The organism is Bradyrhizobium erythrophlei (genome assembly GCF_900129425.1).
Taxonomy (GTDB): Bacteria; Pseudomonadota; Alphaproteobacteria; order Rhizobiales; family Xanthobacteraceae; genus Bradyrhizobium; species Bradyrhizobium erythrophlei_C.
On sequence record NZ_LT670817.1, the window covers coordinates 3,940,761 to 3,965,988 of the forward strand.

Annotated in this window: 25 protein-coding genes; 15 read left to right on the top strand and 10 right to left on the bottom strand. The window is 62.9% G+C overall.

The window, feature by feature from the left end; all coding sequences use genetic code 11:
• Positions 1 to 444: 444 nt before the first annotated feature.
• The gene (locus B5527_RS18745) at positions 445 to 1,041 is read right to left on the bottom strand and encodes a DNA-3-methyladenine glycosylase (RefSeq protein ID WP_079602851.1); all 597 of its coding nucleotides are present in this window, start codon (positions 1,039 to 1,041) and stop codon (positions 445 to 447) included.
• A 98-nt stretch (positions 1,042 to 1,139) separates the two neighbouring features.
• Here B5527_RS18745 and lipA point away from each other — a divergent pair, with 98 nt between their 5' ends.
• A complete protein-coding gene (gene lipA / locus B5527_RS18750; RefSeq protein ID WP_079602852.1) occupies positions 1,140 to 2,099 on the top strand; it encodes a lipoyl synthase in 960 nt (319 codons plus the stop codon).
• A gap of 10 nt (positions 2,100 to 2,109) precedes the next feature.
• Complete coding sequence (locus B5527_RS18755; protein ID WP_079602853.1) at positions 2,110 to 2,589, top strand: type II toxin-antitoxin system RatA family toxin; 480 nt, start codon at positions 2,110 to 2,112, stop codon at positions 2,587 to 2,589.
• 3 nt (positions 2,590 to 2,592) lie between these two features.
• Here the strand turns inward: B5527_RS18755 and B5527_RS18760 are convergent, their stop codons facing one another.
• Together B5527_RS18760 and B5527_RS18765 are read right to left on the bottom strand one after the other, a co-directional pair.
• The gene (locus tag B5527_RS18760; protein WP_079602854.1) at positions 2,593 to 3,195 is read right to left on the bottom strand and encodes a CinA family protein; all 603 of its coding nucleotides are present in this window, start codon (positions 3,193 to 3,195) and stop codon (positions 2,593 to 2,595) included.
• Between the two features lies 1 nt (position 3,196).
• The gene (locus B5527_RS18765) at positions 3,197 to 4,393 is read right to left on the bottom strand and encodes a bifunctional 2-C-methyl-D-erythritol 4-phosphate cytidylyltransferase/2-C-methyl-D-erythritol 2,4-cyclodiphosphate synthase (protein ID WP_079602855.1); all 1,197 of its coding nucleotides are present in this window, start codon (positions 4,391 to 4,393) and stop codon (positions 3,197 to 3,199) included.
• Between the two features lie 285 nt (positions 4,394 to 4,678).
• On the opposite strand from B5527_RS18765, the gene dusB reads away from it, so the two are divergent.
• The 7 genes from dusB to hflX all read left to right on the top strand — a co-directional run bounded on the left by dusB (position 4,679) and on the right by hflX (position 14,055).
• Positions 4,679 to 5,680 (top strand): tRNA dihydrouridine synthase DusB, encoded by a 1,002-nt coding sequence (gene dusB, locus B5527_RS18770; protein WP_079607370.1) that lies wholly within the window; start codon positions 4,679 to 4,681, stop codon positions 5,678 to 5,680.
• Positions 5,677 to 6,852 carry a two-component system sensor histidine kinase NtrB gene (locus tag B5527_RS18775; protein ID WP_079602856.1) on the top strand — a complete coding sequence of 392 codons (1,176 nt, stop codon included), beginning with the start codon at positions 5,677 to 5,679 and terminating at the stop codon, positions 6,850 to 6,852. The genes dusB and B5527_RS18775 overlap by 4 nt, the downstream gene beginning before the upstream one ends.
• 9 nt (positions 6,853 to 6,861) lie before the next feature.
• The gene (ntrC, locus tag B5527_RS18780) at positions 6,862 to 8,304 is read left to right on the top strand and encodes a nitrogen regulation protein NR(I) (RefSeq protein ID WP_079602857.1); all 1,443 of its coding nucleotides are present in this window, start codon (positions 6,862 to 6,864) and stop codon (positions 8,302 to 8,304) included.
• Positions 8,305 to 8,444: 140 nt separating this feature from the next.
• Positions 8,445 to 10,769, top strand: coding sequence for a sensor histidine kinase NtrY-like (locus B5527_RS18785; RefSeq protein ID WP_079602858.1), 2,325 nt, complete (start codon positions 8,445 to 8,447; stop codon positions 10,767 to 10,769).
• A 17-nt stretch (positions 10,770 to 10,786) separates the two neighbouring features.
• The gene (locus B5527_RS18790; RefSeq protein ID WP_079602859.1) at positions 10,787 to 12,157 is read left to right on the top strand and encodes a sigma-54-dependent transcriptional regulator; all 1,371 of its coding nucleotides are present in this window, start codon (positions 10,787 to 10,789) and stop codon (positions 12,155 to 12,157) included.
• A 258-nt stretch (positions 12,158 to 12,415) separates the two neighbouring features.
• Positions 12,416 to 12,664, top strand: coding sequence for an RNA chaperone Hfq (gene hfq / locus B5527_RS18795; protein ID WP_006020546.1), 249 nt, complete (start codon positions 12,416 to 12,418; stop codon positions 12,662 to 12,664).
• Between the two features lie 11 nt (positions 12,665 to 12,675).
• Complete coding sequence (gene hflX, locus B5527_RS18800) at positions 12,676 to 14,055, top strand: GTPase HflX (RefSeq protein WP_079602860.1); 1,380 nt, start codon at positions 12,676 to 12,678, stop codon at positions 14,053 to 14,055.
• Positions 14,056 to 14,170: 115 nt separating this feature from the next.
• Here hflX and mazG read toward each other — a convergent pair whose 3' ends face one another.
• Complete coding sequence (mazG, locus tag B5527_RS18805) at positions 14,171 to 14,986, bottom strand: nucleoside triphosphate pyrophosphohydrolase (RefSeq protein ID WP_079602861.1); 816 nt, start codon at positions 14,984 to 14,986, stop codon at positions 14,171 to 14,173.
• A gap of 118 nt (positions 14,987 to 15,104) precedes the next feature.
• Here mazG and queC point away from each other — a divergent pair, with 118 nt between their 5' ends.
• Entirely contained in the window at positions 15,105 to 15,815 is a 711-nt protein-coding gene (gene queC / locus B5527_RS18810) for a 7-cyano-7-deazaguanine synthase QueC (protein ID WP_079602862.1), read from the top strand.
• Between the two features lie 160 nt (positions 15,816 to 15,975).
• Here queC and B5527_RS18815 read toward each other — a convergent pair whose 3' ends face one another.
• Genes B5527_RS18815 through nthA form a run of 3 tightly spaced genes read right to left on the bottom strand, consistent with a single transcriptional unit; the run spans position 15,976 to position 17,650 of the window.
• Entirely contained in the window at positions 15,976 to 16,359 is a 384-nt protein-coding gene (locus B5527_RS18815) for a nitrile hydratase accessory protein (protein WP_079602863.1), read from the bottom strand.
• Entirely contained in the window at positions 16,359 to 17,018 is a 660-nt protein-coding gene (gene nthB / locus B5527_RS18820; RefSeq protein WP_079602864.1) for a nitrile hydratase subunit beta, read from the bottom strand. The genes B5527_RS18815 and nthB overlap by 1 nt, the downstream gene beginning before the upstream one ends.
• A complete protein-coding gene (nthA, locus tag B5527_RS18825; RefSeq protein ID WP_154072880.1) occupies positions 17,018 to 17,650 on the bottom strand; it encodes a nitrile hydratase subunit alpha in 633 nt (210 codons plus the stop codon). Before nthA ends, nthB begins: the two co-directional genes overlap by 1 nt.
• Positions 17,651 to 17,787: 137 nt before the next feature.
• On the opposite strand from nthA, the gene B5527_RS18830 reads away from it, so the two are divergent.
• The 5 genes from B5527_RS18830 (at position 17,788) to B5527_RS18845 (ending at position 22,511) form a co-directional block, all read left to right on the top strand.
• The gene (locus B5527_RS18830) at positions 17,788 to 18,594 is read left to right on the top strand and encodes an enoyl-CoA hydratase/isomerase family protein (protein ID WP_079602866.1); all 807 of its coding nucleotides are present in this window, start codon (positions 17,788 to 17,790) and stop codon (positions 18,592 to 18,594) included.
• A 151-nt stretch (positions 18,595 to 18,745) separates the two neighbouring features.
• Entirely contained in the window at positions 18,746 to 19,750 is a 1,005-nt protein-coding gene (locus B5527_RS18835; RefSeq protein WP_172842591.1) for a S1/P1 nuclease, read from the top strand.
• A 127-nt stretch (positions 19,751 to 19,877) separates the two neighbouring features.
• A complete protein-coding gene (locus tag B5527_RS47125) occupies positions 19,878 to 20,012 on the top strand; it encodes a hypothetical protein (protein ID WP_276329337.1) in 135 nt (44 codons plus the stop codon).
• A complete protein-coding gene (locus tag B5527_RS18840) occupies positions 20,009 to 20,959 on the top strand; it encodes a DMT family transporter (protein ID WP_079602868.1) in 951 nt (316 codons plus the stop codon). Before B5527_RS47125 ends, B5527_RS18840 begins: the two co-directional genes overlap by 4 nt.
• 394 nt (positions 20,960 to 21,353) lie before the next feature.
• A complete protein-coding gene (locus B5527_RS18845; RefSeq protein WP_079602869.1) occupies positions 21,354 to 22,511 on the top strand; it encodes a diphosphate--fructose-6-phosphate 1-phosphotransferase in 1,158 nt (385 codons plus the stop codon).
• Positions 22,512 to 22,658: 147 nt separating this feature from the next.
• Here the strand turns inward: B5527_RS18845 and B5527_RS18850 are convergent, their stop codons facing one another.
• From B5527_RS18850 to B5527_RS18855, 3 genes are read right to left on the bottom strand one after another with little or no spacing between them, the layout of a single operon-like run.
• Positions 22,659 to 23,306: an isochorismatase family protein gene (locus B5527_RS18850; RefSeq protein WP_154072357.1), complete on the bottom strand. Its 648-nt coding sequence runs from the start codon at positions 23,304 to 23,306 to the stop codon at positions 22,659 to 22,661.
• Positions 23,299 to 24,375 carry a 2,5-dihydroxypyridine 5,6-dioxygenase gene (locus tag B5527_RS44150; protein WP_154072358.1) on the bottom strand — a complete coding sequence of 359 codons (1,077 nt, stop codon included), beginning with the start codon at positions 24,373 to 24,375 and terminating at the stop codon, positions 23,299 to 23,301. The genes B5527_RS18850 and B5527_RS44150 overlap by 8 nt, the downstream gene beginning before the upstream one ends.
• Positions 24,376 to 24,400: 25 nt before the next feature.
• On the bottom strand, positions 24,401 to 25,216 hold the full coding sequence (locus tag B5527_RS18855; protein ID WP_079602870.1) for an alpha/beta fold hydrolase: 816 nt from the start codon (positions 25,214 to 25,216) through the stop codon (positions 24,401 to 24,403).
• Positions 25,217 to 25,228 lie beyond the last annotated feature (12 nt).

A 25,228-nucleotide genomic window follows, 5' to 3' on the forward strand; every position in this document is an offset into this window, starting at 1 on the left:
TCTGATTAAGAGGGCGGAACGTTCTGGCAAAACTCGCGCGAAACGCGCGGCGAGATCGCGAAGGTGTGTCTGCATTCGCCGTCATTGCGAGCGAAGCGAAGCAATCCACTCTTTCTTGCTGTACTATGGATTGCTTCGCTTCGCTCGCAATGACGGTCTTACAATCATTTGCGCTTTGGCTGTTTGAAAATTGAATCCGATATTGGCGGTGCCAAAAGCCGGGCGGCCTTCACCTCTCCCCTTGTGGGAGAGGTCGGATCGCATCGTCAGATGCGATCCGGGTGAGGGGTTACGCTCTCACGATAGACCTGAACCCCTCACCCCAACCCTAGAGAACGAGCTTCGCTCGTCTCGGTCCCACAAGGGGAGAGGGGGCTCACCTCCGTTGCCGCTACAGTGAGGCTTCACTTCACATGAAATGCTTCGCTCGCAATGCCGTCTCACTCAAAACGGCTTGCTCAGGAATTTCGACCCCTTCAACCCGTATCGCCACGGCAGCTCGGCCGCCTTGGTGATGCCGATCCGGACGCCGCTTACGATGTCGGCTTTGATCGTGCGCGCATGCAGCGCGAACGGGGGTATGTCGAGCGGCAGTTCGCTCTGCTTGATGGTGATGGCAAGTGCCTCGCAGAGTTTTCCGGGCCCCGAGCACAGCGATCGCTCGTCATGCATTCCGCGCCGGCGGCGCATGGCAGCAATGCCATGGGTCGGCTGCAGCGCGCGGATCAGCACGGCGCTGGCGGAACCCTCCTTCTCGCAGACGAAATTGACGCACCAGTGGATCCCGTAGGAGCGATAGACATAGGTAAAGCCGGGCGGACCGAACATCACCCGGTTGCGCGGTGTCGGGCCGTGGAACGAATGCGCCGCCGGGTCGGTGTGGTGATAGGCCTCGACCTCGACGATGGTGCCGCCGACACCGTTCATCAGCAGCGTCGCGCCGATCAGGTCGGGTGCGACGTCATGCACGCTGCGGGCAAAGAACGCACGTTTAAGCGGCTTACCGAGCTTTTGCTCGCTGGCGGTTCGGTTTTGGGGCATTCGGGCGGGTATGCTAAGACCGGAAGCAGGCCAAGGCGAGCGGTTGCGGTTCTCCGTCCACCGGATTAGCTAAAGGTCTCTCTGGACACGGATTCTCCATGGTCGTCGTCGTCGATACCGTTTCAGCCACGCCGCTGCGCCCGCGTCATCCCGAAAAGGTGAACCGCCCGGATGCGCTGTCGCCGCCGAAGCCGGACTGGATCAGGGTGCGCGCGCCCAATACCCGCGGCTATGCCGACACCCGCAGAATCGTCAAGGAAAACGGCCTCGTCACGGTGTGCGAAGAGGCCGGCTGCCCGAACATCGGCGAGTGCTGGGACAAGAAGCACGCCACCTTCATGATCATGGGCGACACCTGCACCCGCGCCTGCGCCTTCTGCAACGTCAAGACCGGCATGCCGGGCGCGCTCGATGCGCTGGAACCGGAGCATGTCGCGGAAGCGACCTTCAAGCTCGGGCTTGCCCATATCGTGGTCACCTCGGTGGATCGCGACGACCTCGCCGATGGCGGCGCCGAACATTTCGCGCAGACCATCCGCGCGATCCGCGCGCGCTGCCCGGCCACGACCATCGAGATCCTGACGCCGGACTTTTTGCGCAAGGAGGGCGCGCTCGAAGTGGTGGCGAAAGCAAAACCCGATGTATTCAACCACAATCTGGAAACGGTGCCGTCGCATTATCTCAGCGTGCGCCCGGGCGCGCGCTATTTCCACTCGATCCGGCTGCTGCAGCGGGTGAAGGAGATCGATCCGACGATATTCACCAAATCCGGCATCATGGTCGGGCTCGGCGAGGAGCGTCATGAGGTGTTGCAGGTGATGGATGATCTGCGCTCGGCGGATGTCGACTTTCTCACCATCGGCCAGTACCTGCAGCCGACCCGCAAGCATCACGCCGTGATGCGCTATGTGCCGCCCGACGAATTCGCAGGTTACGAGAAGGTCGCCTATACCAAGGGCTTCCTGATGGTGTCGGCGAGCCCGCTGACCCGCTCCTCGCATCACGCCGGCGATGATTTTGCCAGGCTGCAGGCGGCGCGCGCGGCGATATCCGGTTGAGTGTTGGATAATGCCGCAATTTTCCAGCAAGCGTCGGGTCAACCACAGCGCGCCGCAGATGTTCGATCTGGTGGCCGACGTCGAGCGCTACCCCGAATTCGTGCCGCTGTGCAAATCGCTGAAAATCCGGCAGCGTACGGCAAGACCCGACGGCACCGAAATCCTGATCTCGGACATGACGGTGTCGTTCAAGCTGGTGCGCGAGGCGTTCACGTCGAAAGTCACGCTGGACCGTCCCAATCTGACGATTCTGGTGGAGTATCTGCGGGGGCCGTTCAGCAACCTCGAGAACCGCTGGACGTTCGAGCCGAAGTCGGACGGCGCCTGCGATGTTGGATTCTATCTCGCTTACGAGTTCAAAAGCCGGATGCTGGCGATGCTGATGGGAACCATGTTCGACACCGCGTTCCAGCGCTTTGCGGCCGCATTCGAGAAACGCGCCGATGCGATTTATGGAAGGACGGGGGCGGCAGGTAATCTGCCATCCTGAGCGCTACGCGCGCGGCGGGCGTCGCCGCTTGACCGCGCTGCGCCGTGGCGAGCGCGCCACGCGCGGACGCAGCCGGCTGGCGGCTTCGCGGCGCGGTTTTGTCGATGCCTGCGGTCCGCGCGCCAGCTCCGTCAGCATGCGCAGCGCCTCGACGACGGAGCGGGCGCGCACCGCGCTACGGCCGATCGCGCCGAAGCGGCACTCGCGATGCAGAATTCTGCCGTCGCGGGCGGCGACGGCGAAATGCACCAGGCCCACCGGCTTGCCCGGCGTGGCGCCCCCGGGACCGGCGATGCCGGTAATGGAGACCGCAAGGTCGACGCCGGCTTTTTCCAGCGCGCCGATCGCCATCGCGGTCGCGGTTTCCTTGCTGACCGCGCCGAAGGTCGCAAGCGTCGTGGTCTTGACGCCGAGCATCGCGCGCTTGGCGTCGTTGGAATAAGTGACAAAGCCGCGGTCGATGACATCCGACGAGCCAGGAATATCCGTCAGTGCGCCGGCAACGAGGCCGCCGGTGCAGGATTCGGCAGTCGCAATGGTCAGCTTGCGCATCCGGCAAAGATCGAGCAGCGAGCGGGAGAGGGCGCGGGCGTCGCTGCCGCTCATGTCAGTCGCTCCAACCTTGATCGCCCCAAGGCAGGCGGATGGTGGCGCTCGCCGTGGCGGCGATGCCTTCCTCGCGGCCGGTGAATCCGAGCCGTTCGCTGGTGGTCGCCTTCACCGCCACGCGCGAGACGTTCAGCCCGGCGATCTCCGCGATCCGAGCGCGCATGGTGTCTCGCAGCGGGCCGATTTTCGGCCGCTCGCAGATCAGCGTCACCTCGAGGTTGGCGATGCGTCCGCCGCGCGCGGTCACGCGGTCGACCGCGTATTTCAGGAATCGGTCGGACGAAGCCCCCTTCCAAGTGGGATCGCTCGGCGGAAAATGCGAGCCGATATCGCCGTCGGCCAGCGCGCCCAGGATGGCATCGACCAGGGCATGCAAGCCGACGTCGCCGTCGGAATGGGCGAGAAAGCCGCGGCTGTGCGGCACGCGAACGCCGCAGATCATCAGGTGATCGCCGTCGCCGAAGGCGTGAACGTCGTAGCCGCTGCCGGTTCTGATGTCGCCGAGCATGGCGCCAAGGCGGGCTTCCTCGCGGACAAAATCTTCCGGTGTCGTCAGTTTCATGTTCGCAGGATCGCCTTCAAAAGTCGCCACCGTCAATCCCGCCCATTCGGCGAGCGCGGCATCATCGGTGAAATCGCTGCGCCCATCGCGCGCCGCGCGGCGATGGGCGTCGAGGATGACGTCGAAACGGAACGCCTGCGGCGTTTGCGCGATTCGCAATCGCGCCCGCTCGGGTGTGGCTTCGACGTTTCCGTTGCCGTCGATCAGCTTGATGGTGTCGGTGACGGGAATCGCGGGAACGGCCGCGCCGGTGCGGGCGGCAGCCTCGATCGCGCGCGAAATCAGCGCCGCCGAAACGAATGGCCGCGCCGCGTCGTGGATAAGAACGACGTCGGGCTTCCGGCCGGCGAGCGCTTCGAGTCCGGCATGCACCGAGGCCTGGCGCGTTGCCCCACCATTGGCCGGCGGCTCATGGCGCAATTCGCTGACGGCTTCATTGAAGATCGCTGTGTCGTCAGGATTCAAAACCGGCTGCACCGCAAACACCTGCGGATGGCGGCAGAACGGCTCCATCGCGCGGAAAATCACGGTCTGGCCGCCGATCGAACGGTACTGCTTCGGTCCCCCGGAGCCGGCACGAAGCCCGCGCCCGGCTGCGACAAGGATGGCTGCAGTCCGCTCAAGTTTCGGCATTGGACTCAAATAAAGACGATTTGGGTGGATGGAGGATGATTTGGTTCGCTGGCGCACTGCCCATATCATGCTCAGGCAGCAAAAACAGAATGATTCCTAATAGCTGTGGGAAAAGCTTATTTTGCTGCAGTGCACTTGCAAGATTGCAAGAACTGTCTAAAGTGTAGGCATGAAGCTTGACTGCACAAGATTTGTGCTCAAAATGCGCCCCGGCGGCCGCGATGAGGCGGCTGTCAGAAAAACGAGAACTCCGTGACCGGCTCGGAATCCTCACGCCCTAAGCCGCTGAAAATAGGCGATATCGAGCTCGCCAACCGGGTGTTTTTGGCGCCCATGTCTGGCGTCACCGATGCCCCGTTTCGAAAGTTGACGGCCGCGCTCGGCGCCGGACTCGTTGTTTCCGAGATGACCGCCAGCAACGACCTCGTCAACGGTCGTGCCATGTCGCAACTGCGCTGCGAGGCAACGGGAATAGGCCCGCACGTCGTTCAGCTCGCGGGCTGCGAGGCGAACTGGATGGCAGAGGGCGCACGGATCGCCGAAGCTGCCGGTGCCGACATTATCGATATCAACATGGGCTGCCCGGCGCGCCATGTGACGGGCGGCCAATCAGGTTCGGCGTTGATGCGCGATCTCGATCACGCGGTGCGACTGATCGAGGCGACGATATCGGCGGTGAAAGTGCCGGTGACGTTAAAGATGCGGCTCGGCTGGGACGATCGCTCGCTCAACGCACCGGAATTGGCGCGCCGCGCGGAAGCTGCGGGTGTGCAGTTGATTTCGGTGCACGGTCGTACGCGCTGTCAGTTCTACAAGGGCGAAGCCGATTGGGGCGCGGTGCGCGCCGTCAAGGAATCGATTCGCATTCCGCTTGTGGTCAACGGTGACATCACATCGTTCGAGAAAGCCGTGGCCGCACTGGAAATGTCCGGAGCCGATGCGGTCATGATCGGGCGCGGCGCGCAGGGCCAGCCCTGGTTGCCCGGTCAGATCGGGCGCCGCATCGAGACCGGAATCGTTGAATCCACGCCGTCGCTGGCTGAGCAGCTCGGATATGTCCGTGCGCTCTACGACGAAGTTTGCGCTCATTATGGATTGCGTATCGGCCTTCGCCATGCGCGTAAACATCTGGGCTGGGCGCTGGAAGTCGCAGCTCGATGCAGCCTCGCGCCGGCGCTGACGCTCAAGACCTGGCGACAGCGGATTCTGACATCGGACGATCCGCACCGCGTCCATCGATCGCTTCAAGATGCCTTTGACGACTTTGCGTGGAGCGCTGCTGCATGACTTCAGCCGCAGAACATCGCCGACCCGTGCCGTCCGAGAGCGAGGCCATCCTCAACGCGTTGCCCAATCCGGTGCTGCTGGTTGCGCCCGACGGCAAGATTGTCGACGCCAATATGGCCGCGGAATCGTTTTTCGAGATTTCAACGCAATTTCTGCAACGCCAGTCGCTAAAGGAGCTTGTGCCGTTCGGCAGCCCGTTGCTGGCGCTGATCGACCAGGTGCGCTCGAGCGGCTCGCCGGTCAACGAATACAAGGTTGATTTGGGCACCCCGCGGATCGGCGGCGATCGCCAGGTCGATCTTCACGTCGCGCCGCTCACCGAACGACCCGGGCATATCGTCGTGATGCTGCAGGAGCGCACCATCGCCGACAAGATGGACCGGCAATTGACGCACCGAAGTGCTGCGCGTTCGGTGATCGCGCTGGCCGCGATGCTGGCGCATGAAATCAAAAATCCGCTGTCCGGCATCCGCGGCGCGGCGCAACTGCTCGAGCAGGCAGCGTCGTCGGAAGACCGCATGCTGACGCGGCTGATTTGTGATGAGGCGGATCGTATCGTCACGCTGGTCGATCGCATGGAAGTGTTCGGCGACGATCGTCCGGTGGCGCGCGGTCCGGTCAACATCCATTCGGTGCTCGATCACGTCAAGCGGCTGGCGCAATCGGGCTTTGCCCGCAACATCCGGTTCGTCGAAGAATACGATCCGTCGCTGCCGCCGGTGCTCGCCAACCAGGATCAGCTGATTCAGGTGTTTTTGAATCTGGTGAAGAACGCTGCCGAGGCGGTGGTTGATCTCGGCAGCGACGCGGAAATTCAGCTGACCACCGCCTTCCGTCCCGGCGTTCGCCTCTCGATACCGGGCAAGAAATCGCGGGTGTCGTTGCCGCTTGAATTCTGCGTCAAGGACAACGGGCCCGGCGTGCCGGAGGATTTGTTGCCGAACCTGTTCGATCCGTTCGTCACCACCAAACCGACGGGGAGCGGATTGGGCCTCGCGCTGGTGGCCAAGATCGTCGGCGATCACGGGGGCATTATCGAATGCGAGTCGCAGCCGCGGAAGACTATTTTTCGCGTGCTGCTGCCCATGTTCAACACGGCAAAACATTTCGATCCAAGCAGCCGCGATGACGTATCGGGGACGCCGTTGCATGCCTCACATGACTCCAGATGAGGAATAGCGATGCCCGCAGGTAGTATACTTGTCGCCGACGACGATACGGCGATCCGCACCGTTCTGAACCAGGCGCTCTCGCGTGCCGGATACGAGGTCCGGCTGACCGGGAACGCGGCGACGCTGTGGCGCTGGGTCAGCCAGGGTGAGGGCGATCTGGTCATCACTGACGTGGTGATGCCCGACGAGAACGCCTTCGACCTGTTGCCGCGAATCAAGAAGATGCGGCCGAATCTCCCGGTCATCGTGATGAGCGCGCAGAACACCTTCATGACCGCGATCCGCGCCTCCGAACGCGGCGCATATGAATATCTGCCGAAGCCGTTCGACCTGAAGGAACTGATCGCCATCGTCGGTCGCGCGCTGGCGGAGCCGAAGGAGCGGGTGGCTAACCACACCGACGAATCCGAGTTCGATTCTATTCCGCTGGTCGGTAGGTCACCGGCGATGCAGGAAATCTACCGGGTGCTGGCCCGCCTGATGCAGACCGATCTCACGGTGATGATCTCCGGCGAGTCCGGTACCGGCAAGGAACTGGTCGCGCGCGCGCTGCACGACTACGGTAAGCGGCGCAACGGTCCGTTCGTCGCCGTCAACATGGCGGCCATCCCGCGCGATCTCATCGAATCCGAACTGTTCGGCCACGAACGCGGCGCCTTCACCGGCGCCAACACCCGCGCTTCGGGCCGGTTTGAGCAGGCCGAGGGCGGCACGCTGTTTCTCGACGAAATCGGCGACATGCCGATGGAGGCCCAGACCCGTCTGCTCAGGGTACTTCAACAGGGCGAATACACCACCGTCGGCGGTCGTACGCCGATCAAGACCGACGTGCGCATCGTCGCTGCGAGCAACAAGGACCTGCGGATCCTGATTCAGCAGGGCCTATTCCGTGAGGATTTGTTCTTCCGCCTCAACGTGGTACCGTTGCGTCTTCCCCCGCTGCGCGAGCGGATCGAGGACCTCCCCGACCTGATCCGCCACTTCTTTGCGCTGGCCGAAAAGGACGGATTGCCGCCGAAGAAGCTCGATGCGCTGGCGCTGGAGCGCCTGAAGCAGCATCGCTGGCCGGGCAATGTCCGCGAACTGGAAAACCTCGCGCGCCGGCTCGCGGCGCTGTATCCCCAGGACGTGATCACCGGCTCGGTCATCGACGGCGAACTGGCGCCCCCAGCCGTGACATCCGGCGGCAGCGTTCAGCACGGCGTCGACAATCTCGGGGGTGCCGTCGAAGCCTACCTGTCCTCACATTTTTCCGGCTTCCCCAACGGCGTGCCGCCGCCGGGGCTCTACCACCGAATCCTCAAGGAAATCGAAGTGCCGCTGCTGACGGCGGCATTGGCGGCGACACGGGGCAATCAAATCCGCGCCGCCGATCTTCTCGGCCTCAACCGCAACACGCTGCGCAAAAAGATCCGCGATCTGGATATTCAGGTTTACCGGAGCGGCGGATAAGTCACTGGGGATACGCATTTTGGCGCCAAGCGGCGCCGCGGAATTGTCGTAATTCGGCAACATTGTGATATGAATGCATCACTCTGTCGACCGGCCATGCGGCCGGGCGGCTAATTGGCTTCAGCTCACCCATTGCCGGAATGACCAGCGCAGACACCTCGGCCGCATCGTTCGATCCGTCGTTTGCCGAATCCAAGGGGGGGACCCTGCGGTGGCTGGCGCCGTTCGCGGTCGGCCTGGCGCTGCTGTCGGCCTTCCTCACCTTCGTCGTGCTCACCGGCCTGACGCCGATCGCACCGACACGCGACGTTGTCGTTTCCTTCATGCTTATCAACGGCGCGACCATCCTCGTGCTGGTCGGCATCATCATCCGCGAAGTCTGGCAGATGGTTCAGGCCCGCCGCCGCGGCCGGGCGGCGGCGAGGCTGCACGTCCAGATCGTCAGCCTGTTCTCCGTCATTGCTGTGCTGCCGGCGGTGCTGGTGGCGATCGTTGCCAACGTGACCATCGATCGCGGGCTTGACCGGCTGTTTTCAGGTCCGACGCGTGAGGTGATCCAGAACTCGCAGATTGTGGCCAATGCGTATCTGTACGAGCACGCGGAACTGATTCGCGGCGACATTCTGGGAATGGCGAACGATATCGCCCACGCCCGGCCGTTGTTCGACCAGGATCGCGGAACGTTTCGTGATCTGCTGACCGCAAGCGCCGCTTCGCGCAATCTGCCGGGGGCCATGCTGATCGACAAGAATCGCAATATTCTGGAGACGGCACAAACCGGCATCAAACAGGCCTTCGCGCCGCCGGCGCCGGAAACCCTGAACGACGTCAACGAAAACGAACCACAGATCGCGGTGATCCCCGAAGAAAATTATGTCGCAGCCGTTATCCGGCTGCGCGCCTTCGACAACACCTTCCTCTACGTGGCCCGTCTGCTCGATCCGCGCGTGGTCGCACTGGTCAACCAAACCCAGGCCAGCGTTGCCGAATATGCTGAAATCGAATCGCGCCGATTGGCCATGCAGGTGTCGTTCGCGCTGATGTTCGCCGTGATCGCGCTGACCATTTTGATGGCTTCGGTTCTGATCGGGTTGAATTTCGCCAATTGGCTGGTCGCCCCTATACGGCGGCTGATGAGTGCGGCCAACATCGTCTCGACCGGCGACCTGCATGTGCAGGTGCCGGTGCACCGCTCCGAAGGCGATCTCGCGCAGCTCGGCGAAACCTTCAACAAGATGACGCAGGAGTTGCGAACCCAGCGCGACGAACTGGTCAGTGCCAGCGACGTGATCGACAGCCGCCGCCGCTTCATCGAGGCGGTATTGTCGTCGGCGAGCGCCGGCATTATCGGCGTCGATGCCTCCGGAAGCGTCGGTATTCTCAATCGCTCGGCCGAAAAACTCATCGGCCACGCAGAATCCGAGACGCTCGATCATCCGCTGTCGGACGTGCTGCCCGAACTCGATGAGATGATGAAATCCGCCCGCGAGGGTACCCAGCGGCTGGTACAGGGCCAGATCAGCATCACCCGCGACGGCCATGAGCGCAATCTTTCGGTCCGTGTCAGCGCCGAACAGACCAGCCAGTCGCGCGACAGCTACATCATCACGCTTGATGATATTACCGAACTGGTTTCCGCGCAGCGCACCTCGGCGTGGGCCGACGTCGCCCGCCGCATCGCCCACGAAATCAAGAATCCGCTGACGCCGATCCAGCTTTCGGCCGAACGCATCCGCCGCAAATTCGGCAAGGTCATCACCGAGGACAAAGCCATATTCGAGCAATGCACCGACACGATCGTACGGCAGGTCGATGATATCAGGCGAATGGTCGATGAATTCTCGCGCTTTGCGCGGATGCCGAAGCCCGTGATCGAAGGCGAGGACGTCGCTGACACCGTGCGGCAGGCCGTCTTCCTGATGCGGGTCGGACAACCCGACATCGACATCGAAGCCGAGATCAAGGAAGAGCCGATGCGGGCGCAGTTCGACCGGCGGCTGATCTCGCAGGCATTGACCAACATCATCAAGAATGCGACGGAGGCCATCGAAGCCGTCCCGGCGGAGCAACTGGGCAAGGGTCGTATTGATGTCATCGCCGCGCGCGAAAAAGATGACATCGTGATCGACGTCATCGACAACGGAATCGGGCTGCCCAAGGTGAGCCGGGCGCGTCTGCTCGAACCCTATGTCACGACTCGCGAAAAGGGCACCGGCCTCGGCCTTGCGATCGTCGGCCGCGTTTTGGAGGACCACGGCGGCCGGATCGAACTCAACGACGCCGCGGATATCCGGCCGGGCCAACGTGGAGCCTGGATGCGGTTGCGCTTTGCCATGTCCGGCCACGCACCGAAGGCCGAAGCGAAAGAGCCCGCGCCCGAAACAAATCCACCGGCCTCCGAAACCATCGGGCCGGCAGAAACGACCAATAATGAAACAAAGATCAAAGCCGCGACCGGCAGCTGACAAGACAGGCGTGACCCATGGCGAATGACATTCTGATTGTCGATGACGAAGCCGATATTCGTGACCTCGTTGCGGGCATTCTTGACGACGAGGGGTTCACCACCCGGACCGCACGCGACAGCGATTCGGCGCTGGCGGAAATTGCGAATCGCCGCCCGCATCTGGTGTTTCTCGACATCTGGCTGCAGGGCAGCAAGCTCGACGGGCTGCAGTTGCTGGAGCAGATCAAGCGCGACCACGCCGATCTGCCGGTGGTGATGATTTCCGGGCACGGCAATATCGAAACCGCGGTCGCGGCGATCAAGCGCGGCGCCTACGACTTTATCGAAAAGCCCTTCAAGTCCGACCGCCTGATTCTGGTGGCGACGCGGGCGCTCGAGACCTCGCGGCTGAAGCGCGAGGTGAAGGAACTCAAGCAACTCGCCCCGGCAGCCAGTGTCCTGACCGGACGTTCCGCCTGCATGAATCAGTTGCGCCAGACCATCGAGCGGGCCGCCAAGGCCAACAGCCGAATCCTGATCGTCGGCCCGTCGGGCGCCGGCAAGGAATTGGCGGCGCGCACGCTGCACAACGCATCAGGCCGGGCCGAGGGACCGTTCGTCGTCATCAACGCCGCGGCCATTACCCCGGAGCGCATGGAAGTCGAACTGTTCGGTATCGAACAGTCCAATGGCGAGCACCAACGCAAGGCGGGCGCGCTGGAGGAGGCCCATGGCGGCACCCTGTTCATCGACGAAATCGGCGATATGCCGCGCGAAACCCAGAACAAAATCCTGCGGGTGCTGGTCGATCAGACGTTCCAGCGCTCAGGCGGCACCACCAAGGTCAATGTCGACGTTCGCATCATCTCCTCGACCGCGCGCAATCTGGAAGAGGAGATCGCGGAAGGCCGGTTCCGCGAGGATCTCTATCACCGGCTGTCGGTGGTGCCGATCCGCGTGCCGCCGCTGTCAGAGCGCCGCGAGGACATTCCTGAACTGATCGATTATTTCATGGATCAGATCTCGGTCGCGACCGGCTTGCCGAAACGTCAGATCGGCCAGGATGCGATGGCAGTCTTGCAGTCGCACGTTTGGCCCGGAAACGTCCGGCAGCTTCGCAACAATGTCGAGCGCGTCATGATCCTGGCGGGCGGCGGTCCGGAAATCATCATCACAGCCGATATGCTACCTCAGGATGTCGGCTCGATGGTGCCGGCGATGCCGACCAGCAACAATGGCGAGCACATCATGGGCCTGCCGCTGCGCGAGGCGCGGGAAGTGTTCGAGCGGGACTATTTGATCGCCCAGATCAGCCGATTCTCCGGTAATATTTCTCGCACGGCGGAATTCGTCGGCATGGAACGTTCGGCCCTGCATCGCAAGCTCAAGGCGCTGGGGGTCGGCTGAATGCGGATTCACGTCCTTCATTCCATGCATTTGCTTGAGAAAATTCATCTCTTTCCGCATTTTTACGGGCAATTTCGGCCGTGTTTCCCGGGGCCGATGCGCGAACTAGCTTGCCTAAAAACCGCGCCTGCCTTCTAATCCTTCCGCCGCGCTCCCGGAGGGGGATCTCAGGGGAAAGCCGGCAACCGGGGGAGGCTCCACAAGAGGGCTGCGCCTGGTGCAATAAAAAGAATCCAACAAGACGGCGGGACAAAAACAATGGCGGCAGACCGCGCACAAAATCTACAAGACACCTTCCTTAATCATGTTCGCAAAACCAAAACGCCACTGACGATCTTTCTGGTCAATGGGGTGAAGCTGCAGGGGATTGTCACCTGGTTCGACAATTTCTGCCTGCTGCTCCGGCGCGACGGTCATTCGCAGCTTGTCTACAAGCACGCGATCTCGACCATCATGCCGGGCGCTCCGATCCAGCTGTTCGAAGGCGGCGAGGACGCGCCGGCTTGAAAGTGATCTGATTGGAACCCCGAAATCTGGAAGGGGATGCCGACCGTCCGCGGTCGGCAGGGGAAAAAGCAACCGGGCGGGTGATCGTCATCGGCCCTTATTTGCGTATGCGCCGCGGCGACCCCGATGCGCAAACGGACCATCATGCCATCCGCAATTCCGAGGCGCGGCTTGAGGAAGCGGCAGGCCTGGCGCGCGCCATCGACCTGACGATCGCGGAGGCGTTGATCGCCCCGGTCAGTCAGATCCGCCCTGCGACCTATCTCGGCAAGGGCAAGGTCGAGGAGATCGTCGGGCTCATCACCGGGCACGAGATCGAACTCGTGGTGATGGATTGCGCTTTGTCGCCGATCCAGCAGCGCAACCTCGAGAAGGCCTGGAACACAAAAGTTCTCGACCGCACCGGGCTGATCCTCGAAATCTTCGGCCGCAGGGCCAAGACCAAGGAAGGCGCGCTCCAGGTCGAACTTGCGCACCTCAATTATCAGCGCAGCCGCCTGGTACGATCGTGGACCCATCTGGAGCGCCAACGCGGCGGCTTCGGGTTCATGGGCGGTCCGGGCGAGACCCAGATCGAGGCCGACCGCCGCCTGATCGGCGAGCGCATCATTCGGCTTGAGAACGAGATCAAGAAAGTCCAGGCGACGCGGCGGCTGCATCGCGCCGGCCGGCAGCGGGTGCCGTATCGGGTGGTAGCGCTGGTCGGCTACACCAACGCCGGAAAATCGACGCTGTTCAACCGCCTGACCCGCGCCGATGTACAGGCCGCCGACATGCTGTTCGCAACGCTCGATCCAACCTTGCGCGCGCTCAGCCTGCCGCATGGCGGCAAGGCGATGCTGTCGGACACCGTGGGATTCATCTCCAATCTACCGACGCAACTGGTTGCGGCGTTTCGTGCGACGCTGGAGGAGGTGCTGGAGGCCGACGTCATTCTCCACGTCCGCGACATCTCGCATGAAGACGCCGACGCGCAGCAGCGCGACGTCGATACCGTGCTGCGTCAGCTCGGGATCGATCCGGATGCCGGCATGCGCATTCTCGAAATCTGGAACAAGATCGACCGCTTCGATCCGGAACAGCGCGAAAACCTGCGCAACATCGCCGCGCGCCGGCCGTCGGAGCGCCCCTGTTTCCTGGTCTCCGCCGAAACCGGCGAGGGGGTCGACGCGCTACTCGCCGCGATCGAAGACCGGCTGGCGGCGACGCGGATGACGCTGGACCTGTCGATCGACGCCGCCGACGGCGCCGGCATCAGCTGGCTGCATCGCAATTCGGAAATCCTCAACAAGGAATTTCACGACGGGCGGTTCGACATGACCGTGCGGGTCGACGAGACAAAACGCGATATCGTGGTCAACCGCTTTGATGCCGTGCCGCACGCGGTGTGACTACAGCGCCGCCGAAGAATTTGCCATTGCGACTGGCGCAAGCGAAGAAGCAATCCATTCTGCCTTGTTGATCCATGGATTGCTTCGCTACGCTCGCAATGGCGGGTTGGCCACTTCACTCCGTTTCCTTCGCCTCATTCCAGAGCGCGTCCATCTCGGCGAGCGAGGCGCTTTCAAGCGAACGCCCCTGCGTCTCCAGTGCGCTCTCGATGTAGCCAAAGCGGCGTTCGAATTTGGCGTTGGTGCCGCGTAGCGCCAACTCCGGGTCGGCGCCGACATGCCGCGCCAGATTGACCAGCGCGAACAGGAGATCGCCGGTTTCGTCCGCGAGTTCTTTCTCATCGCCGCGGTCCAGTGCGGCCTCTATCTCGTCGGCCTCCTCGCGAATCTTGTGCAGTACCGCGCGCGGATCGTTCCAGTCGAAGCCGACCTTTGAAGCCTTGCGCTGTAATTCCATCGCCCGCGTCAGGGCCGGCTGCCCCGTCTTTACGCTCGACAACAGTGACTTGTGCGTCGCCTCTTCCGGCTGCCGCCGCGCCGCCCGTTCGGCTTTCTCTTCAGCCTTGATGCGATCCCATGCGTCCTTGACGTGCGACGGGGTCAGGCGGCCGTCCTTGTCGGCAAACACATGCGGATGCCGCCGGATCATCTTGCGCGAGATCGCCTCCACCACGTCGCCGAACGCGAACGCATTCTGCTCTTCGGCCATGCGGGCATGAAACACCACCTGCAGCAGGAGATCGCCGAGTTCGTCGCAGAGATCGTCGAGGTCGCCGCGGGCGATGGCGTCGGTGACCTCATAGGCTTCCTCGATGGTGTAGGGCGCGATGGTCGCGAAATTCTGTTCGAGGTCCCAAGGACAACCGCTGCCGGGCGTTCGCAGTGCCGCCATGATTTCGAGCAGGCGTGAGATATCGCGGGAAGGGGTCATCGTGCACCTGATCCAGAGAAGACCGGGCTTGTATGCCGCAAGACGGGCGTCGATCCCAGTGAAACAACTGCGCTTTCCACCGATTGGCGGGAACGTCTTGGGGTGCTAAGGGCACCCTATGAGCGATCCATTCGAATCCGAAACCGCGTTGGTACTGTTCTCCGGCGGACAAGACTCGGCCACTTGCCTCGCCTGGGCGCTGCAGCGCTTTGCGCGTGTCGAAATGCTCGGCTTCAACTACGGTCAGCGTCACGCCATCGAGCTCTCCTGCCGCGACCGCCTGCTTGACGGCATCAAATCATTGCGCGCGGATTGGGCAGCAAAGCTTGGCGAGGGCCACACCCTGGAGATTCCCACTCTGGCCACGATTTCCGACACCGCGCTGACGCGCGATGTGGCGATTGCGATGGGCGAGGACGGCTTGCCCAACACTTTCGTGCCCGGCCGCAACCTGGTGTTTCTGACGTTTGCGGCCGCGCTGGCCTACCGACGCGGCATCCGTCACATCATCGGCGGTATGTGCGAGACCGATTATTCCGGCTATCCGGACTGCCGCGACCAGACCATCCGGGCGTTGCAGACAGCGCTCAATCTCGGCATGAACACACAATTCGAATTGCATACGCCGCTGATGTGGCTCGACAAGGCCAGCACATGGAGGCTGGCAAATGAACTCGGCGGGGCAGGGCTGGTCGACCTGATCCGCGAACACTCCCACACCTGCTATCTCGGCGAACGCGGCGCGCGGCATGAGTGGGGCTATGGCTGCGGTGAGTGTCCGGCCTGCGCACTGCGCGCGACGGGTTGGCGGGAATACGCGGGGCGCTGAGGTCGCACCATTCGTGTCCCGGACGCGGTGCGGCGTGCTTCACGCTGCTCCGCAGAGGCCGGTAGCACGGGTGGAAGATGGACTCCGGACCAGCAGCGCGCCACGCCGCTGGTGCGGCGCGCTGCGCAGCATGCGAGGAACGCCAATTCGCGCGGGCCGTTCAGTCAAAATCCTCCGGCTTCAATTCGATCGGCGAGCCATGCGGCGTGCGTTCGGCGGCGCGGTCCCAGGCATCCCGGTAGCGATGGAGTGTATCGACGCTTGCGACTCCTTTCGCCGCGATCAGCCGTTCCAGGGTTGCCAGCCAATGCCGGTAATAGGTCTCGCCGCCGTCGGGATCGCCGTTGGCTTGTGCGCGCTTGATTTCATCGGCAAGGGCCGCGGCCCATTCGTTCCAGGTGAACAGCCCGTACGCATGCAGCGCCAGCGCCATCGCAAAGGCCTGCGCTTCCCAGGGTTCGCGGAACACCGGCCCGTCGGCATCGTGGGGCATGCCGGGGACCGCGCTCATTGCCTCAGCAGCGGCGTGCGGATTCCGCTGCATCAGACCGGCTCCAGATAGGGTTCCCAAGCGTCGACCGAAACCTTCAGGTTCGGGTCGGACGCCTCACCCCATAACTCGCGGCCATCAAACGTCACCGTGTAAAGCCACTGCGGATTTTCGCCGGCGCCCGTGGCGTTGCTGTCGGGAAAGACATGACAGCCCAGCACACGGTCGACGACGCCGCTGTGCCCGCGCACATAGTGCGGCAACCGGGTATGGGTCGGCGGATGGATCATCCTGGCGCGAACACGGTCGCCCGCGGCGAACAGAGCCGCGCCGGTGGCGGCGCGCTCGGTCGGTCCGCCCCGATGCAGCATGGCGGCGACACCATCAGGCGTCAGCGTTTTTGCCACCGGCTTTGTTGGATGCAGCGGCTTTCCGGCTTCGATCTCGTCCGATGCGATCAGGGCACGCTCCAGCATCAGCCGTTCGAGACCCGCGAGCCAGATCTGGTAATAGCTTTTGCTCAAATATTCCGCGGGCGGACGATCCTCGCGGGCGAACCGCGACATATCGATGTTCCAGCCGCCGGGCATCGCCATCGCCAGCGTCAGCGCGAATGCGCGCCGTTCCCATTGCGCGTGAAACATCGGCTCGTCAGGTTCCGGCTGTACCGGACCCGACCACTTCACGCCGCCCATGTCGTGCGCGCCATCCATCAGGCCACCTCGCGCGGATGCTTCGGCAATCCCGTGCCGATCATGCTGTCGCGGGTGACGAGGTCGGCAAGGTGTTCCTCGCTCCAGCCTTCGGCGCCGGCCGGGCGCATCGGCAGCACCAGATAGCGGATTTCCGCGGTCGAATCCCAGACGCGAATATTCGTGCCCTCGGGCAGTTCGAAGCCGAAATCCCTAAGTACGCCGCGCGGATCCTTCACGGCCTTGGAGCGATAGGGCGCGGATTTGTACCAGACCGGCGGCAGGCCGAGCACGGGCCAAGGATAACAGGAGCAAAGGGTGCACACGACCATGTTGTGGAGAGTGGGGGTGTTCTCGACGGCCACGATGTGCTCGCCCTGCCGTCCGGCATAGCCGAGTTCCGAGATCGCCGGCGTGGCGTCCTTGAGCAGACGGGCGCGGTATTCGGGATCGGCCCAAGCGCGGGCCACGACGCGGGCGCCGTTGCGCGGTCCGACCTTGGTCTCGTAGGTTTCGATCAACAGATCGAGCGCGGCCGGATCGACGTAGCCCTTCTCGGTCAGAATGGTCTCGAGCGCGCGCACCCGCAGTTCGGTCTCGGACAATTCCGAATGGTCGTGCTCGTGATGATGATCGTGGTCATGGCCGGTCATGAGGTGAGGATAGGCGAAATTCTGTCGATGTCGAGGCATCGCCCCGGCAACGAGTGCTGGCCTGAAATCACAGTTGATGTCGCAGGGACGTTTGTGCGCTATCGTTTGGTGAAAAATAGCGGGCAGGGAAGGCGCGGATGGCGGATTTTGTCACAATCGACAGGGGTCTCGGCCCGGAGGGCCGTATCGCCGTGGTGCGGTTCGACCGTGGCGACGGCATCAACGCGCTGTCCCCCGAAGCGCTGCGTCAGCTCACCGATGCAGCGCGCAGCTTCGAGGACGACGGCGAAACCTCCGTGGTGGTGCTGACCGGCGGCGCCAAGGCGTTCAGCGCCGGTTTCGATCTGAAAGACGCGGAGGGCCGGTCGCGCCGCACCATGGATATCGGCTCGCTGCGCCGGCACCTGAAACTGGGGCCGCGGCTGACCCGCGCCTGGCAGGAGATGGACCAGATTACCATTGGCGCCATCGAAGGATTTTGCATCGGCGGTGGCGTCGCGCTGGCGGTAGCGCTGGACTTTCGCATCATCGGCCGCGATGCGCATCTGCGGGTGCCCGAGATTGGTCTCGGCATGAACATGAGCTGGCAGAGCATTCCGCGCATGCTGCATTTGATGGGACCGGCCCGGACCAAGCAGGCGGTGATCCTGGCCGACCAGCGCATCTCGGCCACCGAGGCACAACAGTGGGGGCTGGTGGAGGAGGTGGTCGATCCCGGCGGGGCTCTCGACGCCGCGATGGCCTTCGCCGCCAAGGTAGCGGCGCAGCCGCCGCTGTCGGTCGCCATGACCAAGCTGACCGTCAATCGGCTGGCGCACGCGCTCGACGACCTCGCAAGTCACATGGACGTCGACCAGTTCGCGCTGGCGAGCCTGACCGAAGACCACAAGGAGGGCGTCGCGGCGTTTCTCGGCCGGCGCAAGCCGCGCTTCAGGGGGCGCTAGGCCCAAAGCGGAAAGAGCCGAGTTGAGCGAGCGGGGTTGCGGACGAGCTTCGTTGACACATGCAACCGAAGCGAGCAGTTTGGGCGACGCCAGGCTTCACAGACGCAGCGGAGTTTTCATGTTGAGAGTGGTTCTTGGGCTGCAGTGCTTGTTGTATCTGCTTTATCCGACCGCCTCGTCGGCCTGGGGGTACCAGGGTCACAAGGTGGTCGGCTCCATCGCTGACCACCTGCTGAAGCCGAATGCGAAACAGCAGGTTGAGCAGATCCTCGGCAACGGTTTCAAGCTGCCGACCGTGGCGCCATGGCCCGACTGTGTGAAGAGCGTGTTCCGTCATGACGACGGCACCTTTCACTACGAAGTAGACCCCAACCATCTGGATTTCGAAGTGCCGTGCACGCGCTTCAGCTCGACCGAGGAGCGGGCGCGGATGGTGGACTACGCAAGACGGAACTGGTTCACCTGCTCGTACACGCCGGACGGCTTTGAGCGTGGGTGTCACAACACGTTCCACTTCGAGGACATCGCTATTCAGCGAGATAGCTACGACCGGAGCCTTCAGGGCACCAGCGATCACGACCTGGTGGCGGCGATCGGCGCCGCGATCGCCGTGTTAACCGATAAGCCCGCGCCGCCACCGTTCTCGATCAAGGACAAGCGGGAGGCGCTGTTCCTGCTCGCCCATTTCGTGGGTGACCTGCATCAGCCCTTGCATGTTGGCTCGGTCTATCTCGATGCCAACGGCAAGCTCGTCGATCCCGACGTGGCCCACAAGGTCGATGCCGCGACCGAGACCGCCGGCGGCAACCTTATCCAGGATCAGAACGTCAACCTGCACCACGAATGGGACGACATCCCGACCGATATCGGCGAGGCCGCGACCAGGGAGTTGCTGGCGGATGCGAGGTCGGTGCCGGCGAGCCAGGGCCGTATCGAAGATTGGCCGGCGGCCTGGGCTTCGGACACGCTCGTCGTTGCGCATGATGCCTTCGCGGGTTTGACTTTCGAACTCAGCGAAACCCAGCCAGGCAATCAATGGACCGTCAGCTTCAGCGATCACGACGCGTATCTGCGCGCCCAGGATGCGATCAAGCGCAAGCAACTGGCCAAAGGCGGCGCGCGGCTGGCCGAGATCCTGAACGCGATCTGGCCCTAGCTTCGATCCTGAGCCGCAAAAGCCCTCGCGCCTTCGAATCCCGTCATGGCCCCGCGACAGCGCGATTGGCCCCGATCCCGCAATTTCCCCGAATCCACTTCCTCATTCTGACGGGAGGCAGCCACGCATGAAAAGTCGCCTTGACAGTTCCCGGTGCGGCTGCACCGTGCTGTTCTTTCCGGTCGACTACCCCGAGCGGCTGCTTTTGCCGTGGCATGTCTCGCAGCGCGCTCGCCACGAACGATCGGCCGAACGCGGATGAAGGCCGGCTCGGGTTCGCAGGGAACGCTGGCGTTGATCGCCACCGCAGCGTTGTGGGGCAGCAATCACGTCGTGGCACGTGCGGCGCGCGATGCCGTGCCGCTGCCGGCGTTGGTATTCTGGCGCTGGCTGCCCGCAGCGGTCATTCTGACCATCTTCGCGCTGCCGGCGCTGCGGCAGGCCTGGCCGACGATCCGTTCTCGACTCGGAGGGCTGGTCGTGGGTGGGGCGGTCGGCGTCGGTGTGTTTTCCTATCTGCTGCTTGGCGGCGCCTATCAAAGTCTCGCCATCGAAGTCGGGTTCATCAATGCCACGACGCCGGTCTGGGTGCTGGTGCTGGGACGATGGATGGGAGGAGGGCATCTCACCGCGGGGATGAAAGGGGGCATTGCCCTCGCCTTTGCCGGTACCCTTCTCATTATCAGTAAAGGCCAACCCCAGGCTCTGACCGAGTTTCGTTTCAGCCTCGGCAATTTATGGTCGCTGCTGGCGGCGATTTCGTTCGCCTGGTTCACGATCCGCGTTCGCGACTGGACGCGCGTCATCGCGCCGTTGCCGCTGATGGTGGTGACAGGCTGGTCGGGGCTGATCGTCGTGATGCTGCCGGCCTATGTGGTCTGCCTCGCCACCGGCGGACCATGGCTGGTCTGGAACGAGGCTGACCTCGGATTTGCACTCGCGGCGACCGCCTATGTCGGGCTGGCCCCGACCATGCTGGGCAACCTGTTCTATCTCTATGGAGTCGCCACGCTTGGGCCGGCACGGGCGGCCGCGTTCCTGTACCTCAGCCCGCTGTTCTCTGCGGCGTTCTCGGTTCTTTGGCTGGGTGAACAATTGGCCTGGTATCACCTCGGAGGAATCGCCGCGATTTTTGCAGGCTTGTTTCTGCTGGGTAGATTTACTCGGAAGCCGGCAGGGGCGCGGTCTGACCCGGCGCTCGTGCCCTAAAGCGAATTATGAGTCTGGGTAGACAAAAAATCAATTATCTCAATACGATACTTAAATAACCCTCGGAGTCAACTTTAAGTAAATTCGGAGTCCCGGGCATCTCGCCCGATCGAAATCTGACGCCCGTCGGACCGAGCGCGTAACCGCTGACGCATTGAGATCGTGGATCATGGCGAGGGCGAAACGGCCTGCGGGCCGTCCGCGGGACTTTCGCCAAGGTGGAGATTGCGATCATCTGGCGATGACCGAGAGCGGCCTTTCTGCTGACCAGATGCAGGAAGTCGGTCAGTAAGACATCGATCCGAAGGGCCATTTGCGGATCGGCCAATCTTCGCTTCAATTGTCTCTCACAATCCATGGGCGGCATAGCAAGACATACGTCCGTGGAGGATCCATGCCATCGATCGTCATCGGCCAGGGCGGCGGCCCCACTGCCGTGATCAATCAGACGCTGTGTGGCGCCATCCTTGCCGCGCGCAGGCATGATCCGTCCCTCCGCATTCTCGGCGCGCGCTATGGTGTGCGAGGCCTCACGGAAGGCAACGTCGTCGACCTGACCACCATCCCCGAGGCCCAACTCCACCGCCTCGGCAACACGCCCAATTCGGCGCTCGGCTCGACGCGCGACAAACCGGATTCCGGCGGATGCGCCGATATCCTATCGGCGCTGGAGCGGCTCGACGCCCGTGCCTTCGTCTACATTGGCGGCAATGACACCGCCGGAACGCTGGAACTGCTGCGTCAACAGTCAAGCGGCCCCTGCCATTTCGTGCACGCTCCCAAGACCATCGACAACGACCTGGTGGAGAACGATCACGTCCCGGGCTTTATCTCGGCCGCCGCCTTCGTTGCCAATGCCTTTGTCAGCATGGATCTCGATTTTCGCGCCATGCCCGGCATCTATGTGGCCATCGTCATGGGCCGCCATGCCGGCTTCCTCTCCGCCGCCGCCGCTGGCTGGCAGCAATCGCCCGACGATGCTCCCCATCTGATCTACACGCCGGAAAAGCCGTTCTCGGTTGTCCAATTTCTCGACGAGGTCGATGCCGTTTATGCGCGCCTGGGCCGCTGCATCGTCTCGATGTCCGAGGGAGTGCAAGGTGAAGCTGGCCGGCCTCTCGCCGAGGTGCTGGCAGGCGAGGCGGTCCAGCGCGACGCCCATGGCAATCTGCAATTAACGAGCGGCGATCTCGGCATCGAGATCCAGAAAGCGCTGAAATCGCGTTTTCCCAAGGCAAGGGCGCGTGTCGATACGCTGGGCTATCTGCCGCGCGGATATATCGGCGTGATAGACGAAACCGACCGCAAGGAGGCTTTCGCCGCCGGCGCATTTGCGGCGCAAAGCGCGCTGACTGGCAGCGGCTCAGTGGTGCTGCATTATGACCGCGACCGCGTTGAACCTCTGATCGTGCCACTCGATCGCGTGGCTGGCAAAACACGCCATATGCCTGACGATTTCTTTGCCGGCAGCAATACCATTTCGGATGAAGGACGGCGCTATTTCCGGCGGCTGCTTCCCAAGCGACCCGATATCTTCCTGCCGTTCTTGTGAAAATCCCGGCTGGAGCGTTTTCAACGTGAGGCTCTCAAGGCCATTTTTTGTTTCGCACGACCGCAAACGGTTGCTTTTGGCGCGAAGCGGACTCCCGCCGGAGGATACCAGAAAGTTGCGCTTGTTCGCTCTTCAGCGACAGAGGCTCTAGCTAACGTTCGCGGGTGAGGTGGAGCGGTTTGTTGTCGTACAAAGTGTTTCGCGCAACGCCGTAACCGCTGCATATTTCTGTTCCATATCGAACAGGCTCGCCTCATGCGGGCCTATCGCGCGATCGCCGACGCAGTCGGAGACGACGAGTGGACGAAAGCCGAGCGACATGGCGTCGACGACGCTGGCCCGCACGCAGCCGCTGGTGACGGCACCCGCGACAACCAATGTCTGGACGGCGCGCTGAGTCAGCCAAGCGGCGAGGCCGGTGCCAAAGAAGGCGGACGGCACCTGCTTGCGCACCACCAGTTCGCCGGGCAGTGGGGCGAGTTGCGGGACGATGGCGCTGGCAGCCGCATGCTCTGTCAGCGTCAGCATGCCCGGAACCTTGAGCGAAAAGATATTGTTGTCCGAGCCATCGTCGGCGAAGACGATGCGGCTGTGAGCGATCGCCCATCGTTGCTGCCGCGCATGAGCCAGCAGTCCCGTGCTGTTCTCGATCGCCGCCGGAATATTGCCGCCGCCGAAAATGGCGGGATCGGCAAAACCGTTGACGAAATCGACGATAAGCAACCCGTAAGGCGCGTGCAAATTGAGCGCCGCGCCGAATCCCTGCTGCTGATACGTGTCCGCGTCGTTATGCACGGCGCGCTGCCGGCTTGAGCCTGTGTTTGGGTCCGTAACCGTCGAGCACCTGTCCACGCCGAACCACTTCGACGCTGTCGAGGGCGACCGTGCAATTGCGCATCGGAATATCGATGTGACAGGCAGTGGTCCGGCTGCCGCCCGCCTCGTTGTTCGGCCCGAACGAGAACAGAAAATTGCCTTCGAAGGCGCGCGGGTCCATGCCGACGGTAGCTTCGCGGTCGTACATCGCCATGGTCGACCAATGGGCGCGCGGCTGCAGTCCCCAGCCGATATGCGACATGGCGTAGGCGTCCGGATCGTTGAAGGTGGCCATATATTCGGAGAGAATGTCCGCATCGAACCCGCCTTCGATGCTGGTGCAGAAGCCTTTCTCGATCTTGAAATGCACGCGATCCCGAACGTAGGATTTCATCGGCAGCAGGATATCGCCGCGCTCGAGCACGATCGTACCTTCCGCTTCCCCTTCGTTGGCCCACGTCAGCGCAAAACCACTGGGCCAGTGATCCCAGCGGCCGGGCTCATCGACAAAGCCGTATTCGCTGATCGCCGGAAACTGTCCGAGCGCAAAGCGCACGTCGGTGCCGGCGTCCGAAGTGACATGCATTTCCTTCGCCTTTCCGAGCTTTTCGGCGGCGGCCATCACCCGCTTCTTGTCGTCCAAGGTGGGCACCATGCGCGCCAGCACCTCCGGCGGCTCGACCGCCAGCAGGATCTTGGTACCCGACGCTAGAATCTCATGCTGTTCCGGCGAGAACAGCAGCGTCATCAAGTCGAGCACAAGATCGCTCGCCTTAAGGGCGGCGATGGCGGCATGGTTTCCGGTCAGCGGCGTGGTGCCGAAATAGGCGAGGGCGTCGCGGCTGATCGCTTTTTCGCCGTTGATCGGCGGCAGATCGAGACGGTTGACGATGGCGCCCAGGTCGGTGGCGGCCAGGAGGGCGCACGCCAAGGTTTGCGGATGCGTCGATGCGCTCGTCAATACCGTAACGAACTGGCCGCGCTCCAGTTTCGACAATGTGAGAACCTGCTTCCACGCCTGAATGAGATCGTAATCGCTGACAGCCATCGTCGTCTCCTTTGAATGAACGGGTTCAATCGACGCGCGCGCCGAGAAACGCCTCGAACGCGCGATAGAAACCGGGCTCGTTGTCCCAGGGGATCATGTGACCCGCATCCGCAACGCGCGTGACCTCGATACCGGGGCGCAGCGCTTCGATCTCGGCGACGTCGGCATCGGTGACGACATCGCCGCGCGCGGCCAGGATGAGACGCGCCGGAACGGTGACGTGCGGCAGGTCAGCGTGAATATCGTCGGTATGAAAACCGTCAAAGCTTGCCAGCACCGCGCGCTCGTCGCAGCTGTGCAGCCATTCCGCGCGCAGCCGCAATTGCTCGTCCGTCCAAGTCGGACAGAAGCCACGCATGGCGTCGATGCCGGCGCCCTGGCGCGCAAGCGCCATCGAGTCGATGTACCAGGCTAGATTAGCCGGGTAGGGCCGCCGTCCGGGACCCGATACCGGCGGGTCGACCAATACGACGCGCGTCAGGCCGGGGGGACGGCTGAGCGCGGCGCGAATGGCGATCCGTGCGCCCATGGAATGCCCGACAATGGCATAATTCTGCAAACCGAGCGCGCCGGCGAAAGCGATCGCATCCTGCGCCTGTGCATCCAGGCTGTAGTCAAGATCGGCCGCAGCCTCCGACAGACCACGTCCGCGAACATCGAGAATATAAACATCGAAGGCAGAGCCGAGCCGCTCGCCGACAAAACCCCATGTGATCGCTGGGCTGGTGATGCCTGGAAGCAGAATGATCGGGTCGCGGCCGGTACGCGCGCCGCCATAACGTAAGTAATGCTGGCGGATGGAATTGGCCCGGATATTGGCGCCGTACAAAAAATTGCTCATAGTGTTCGCATC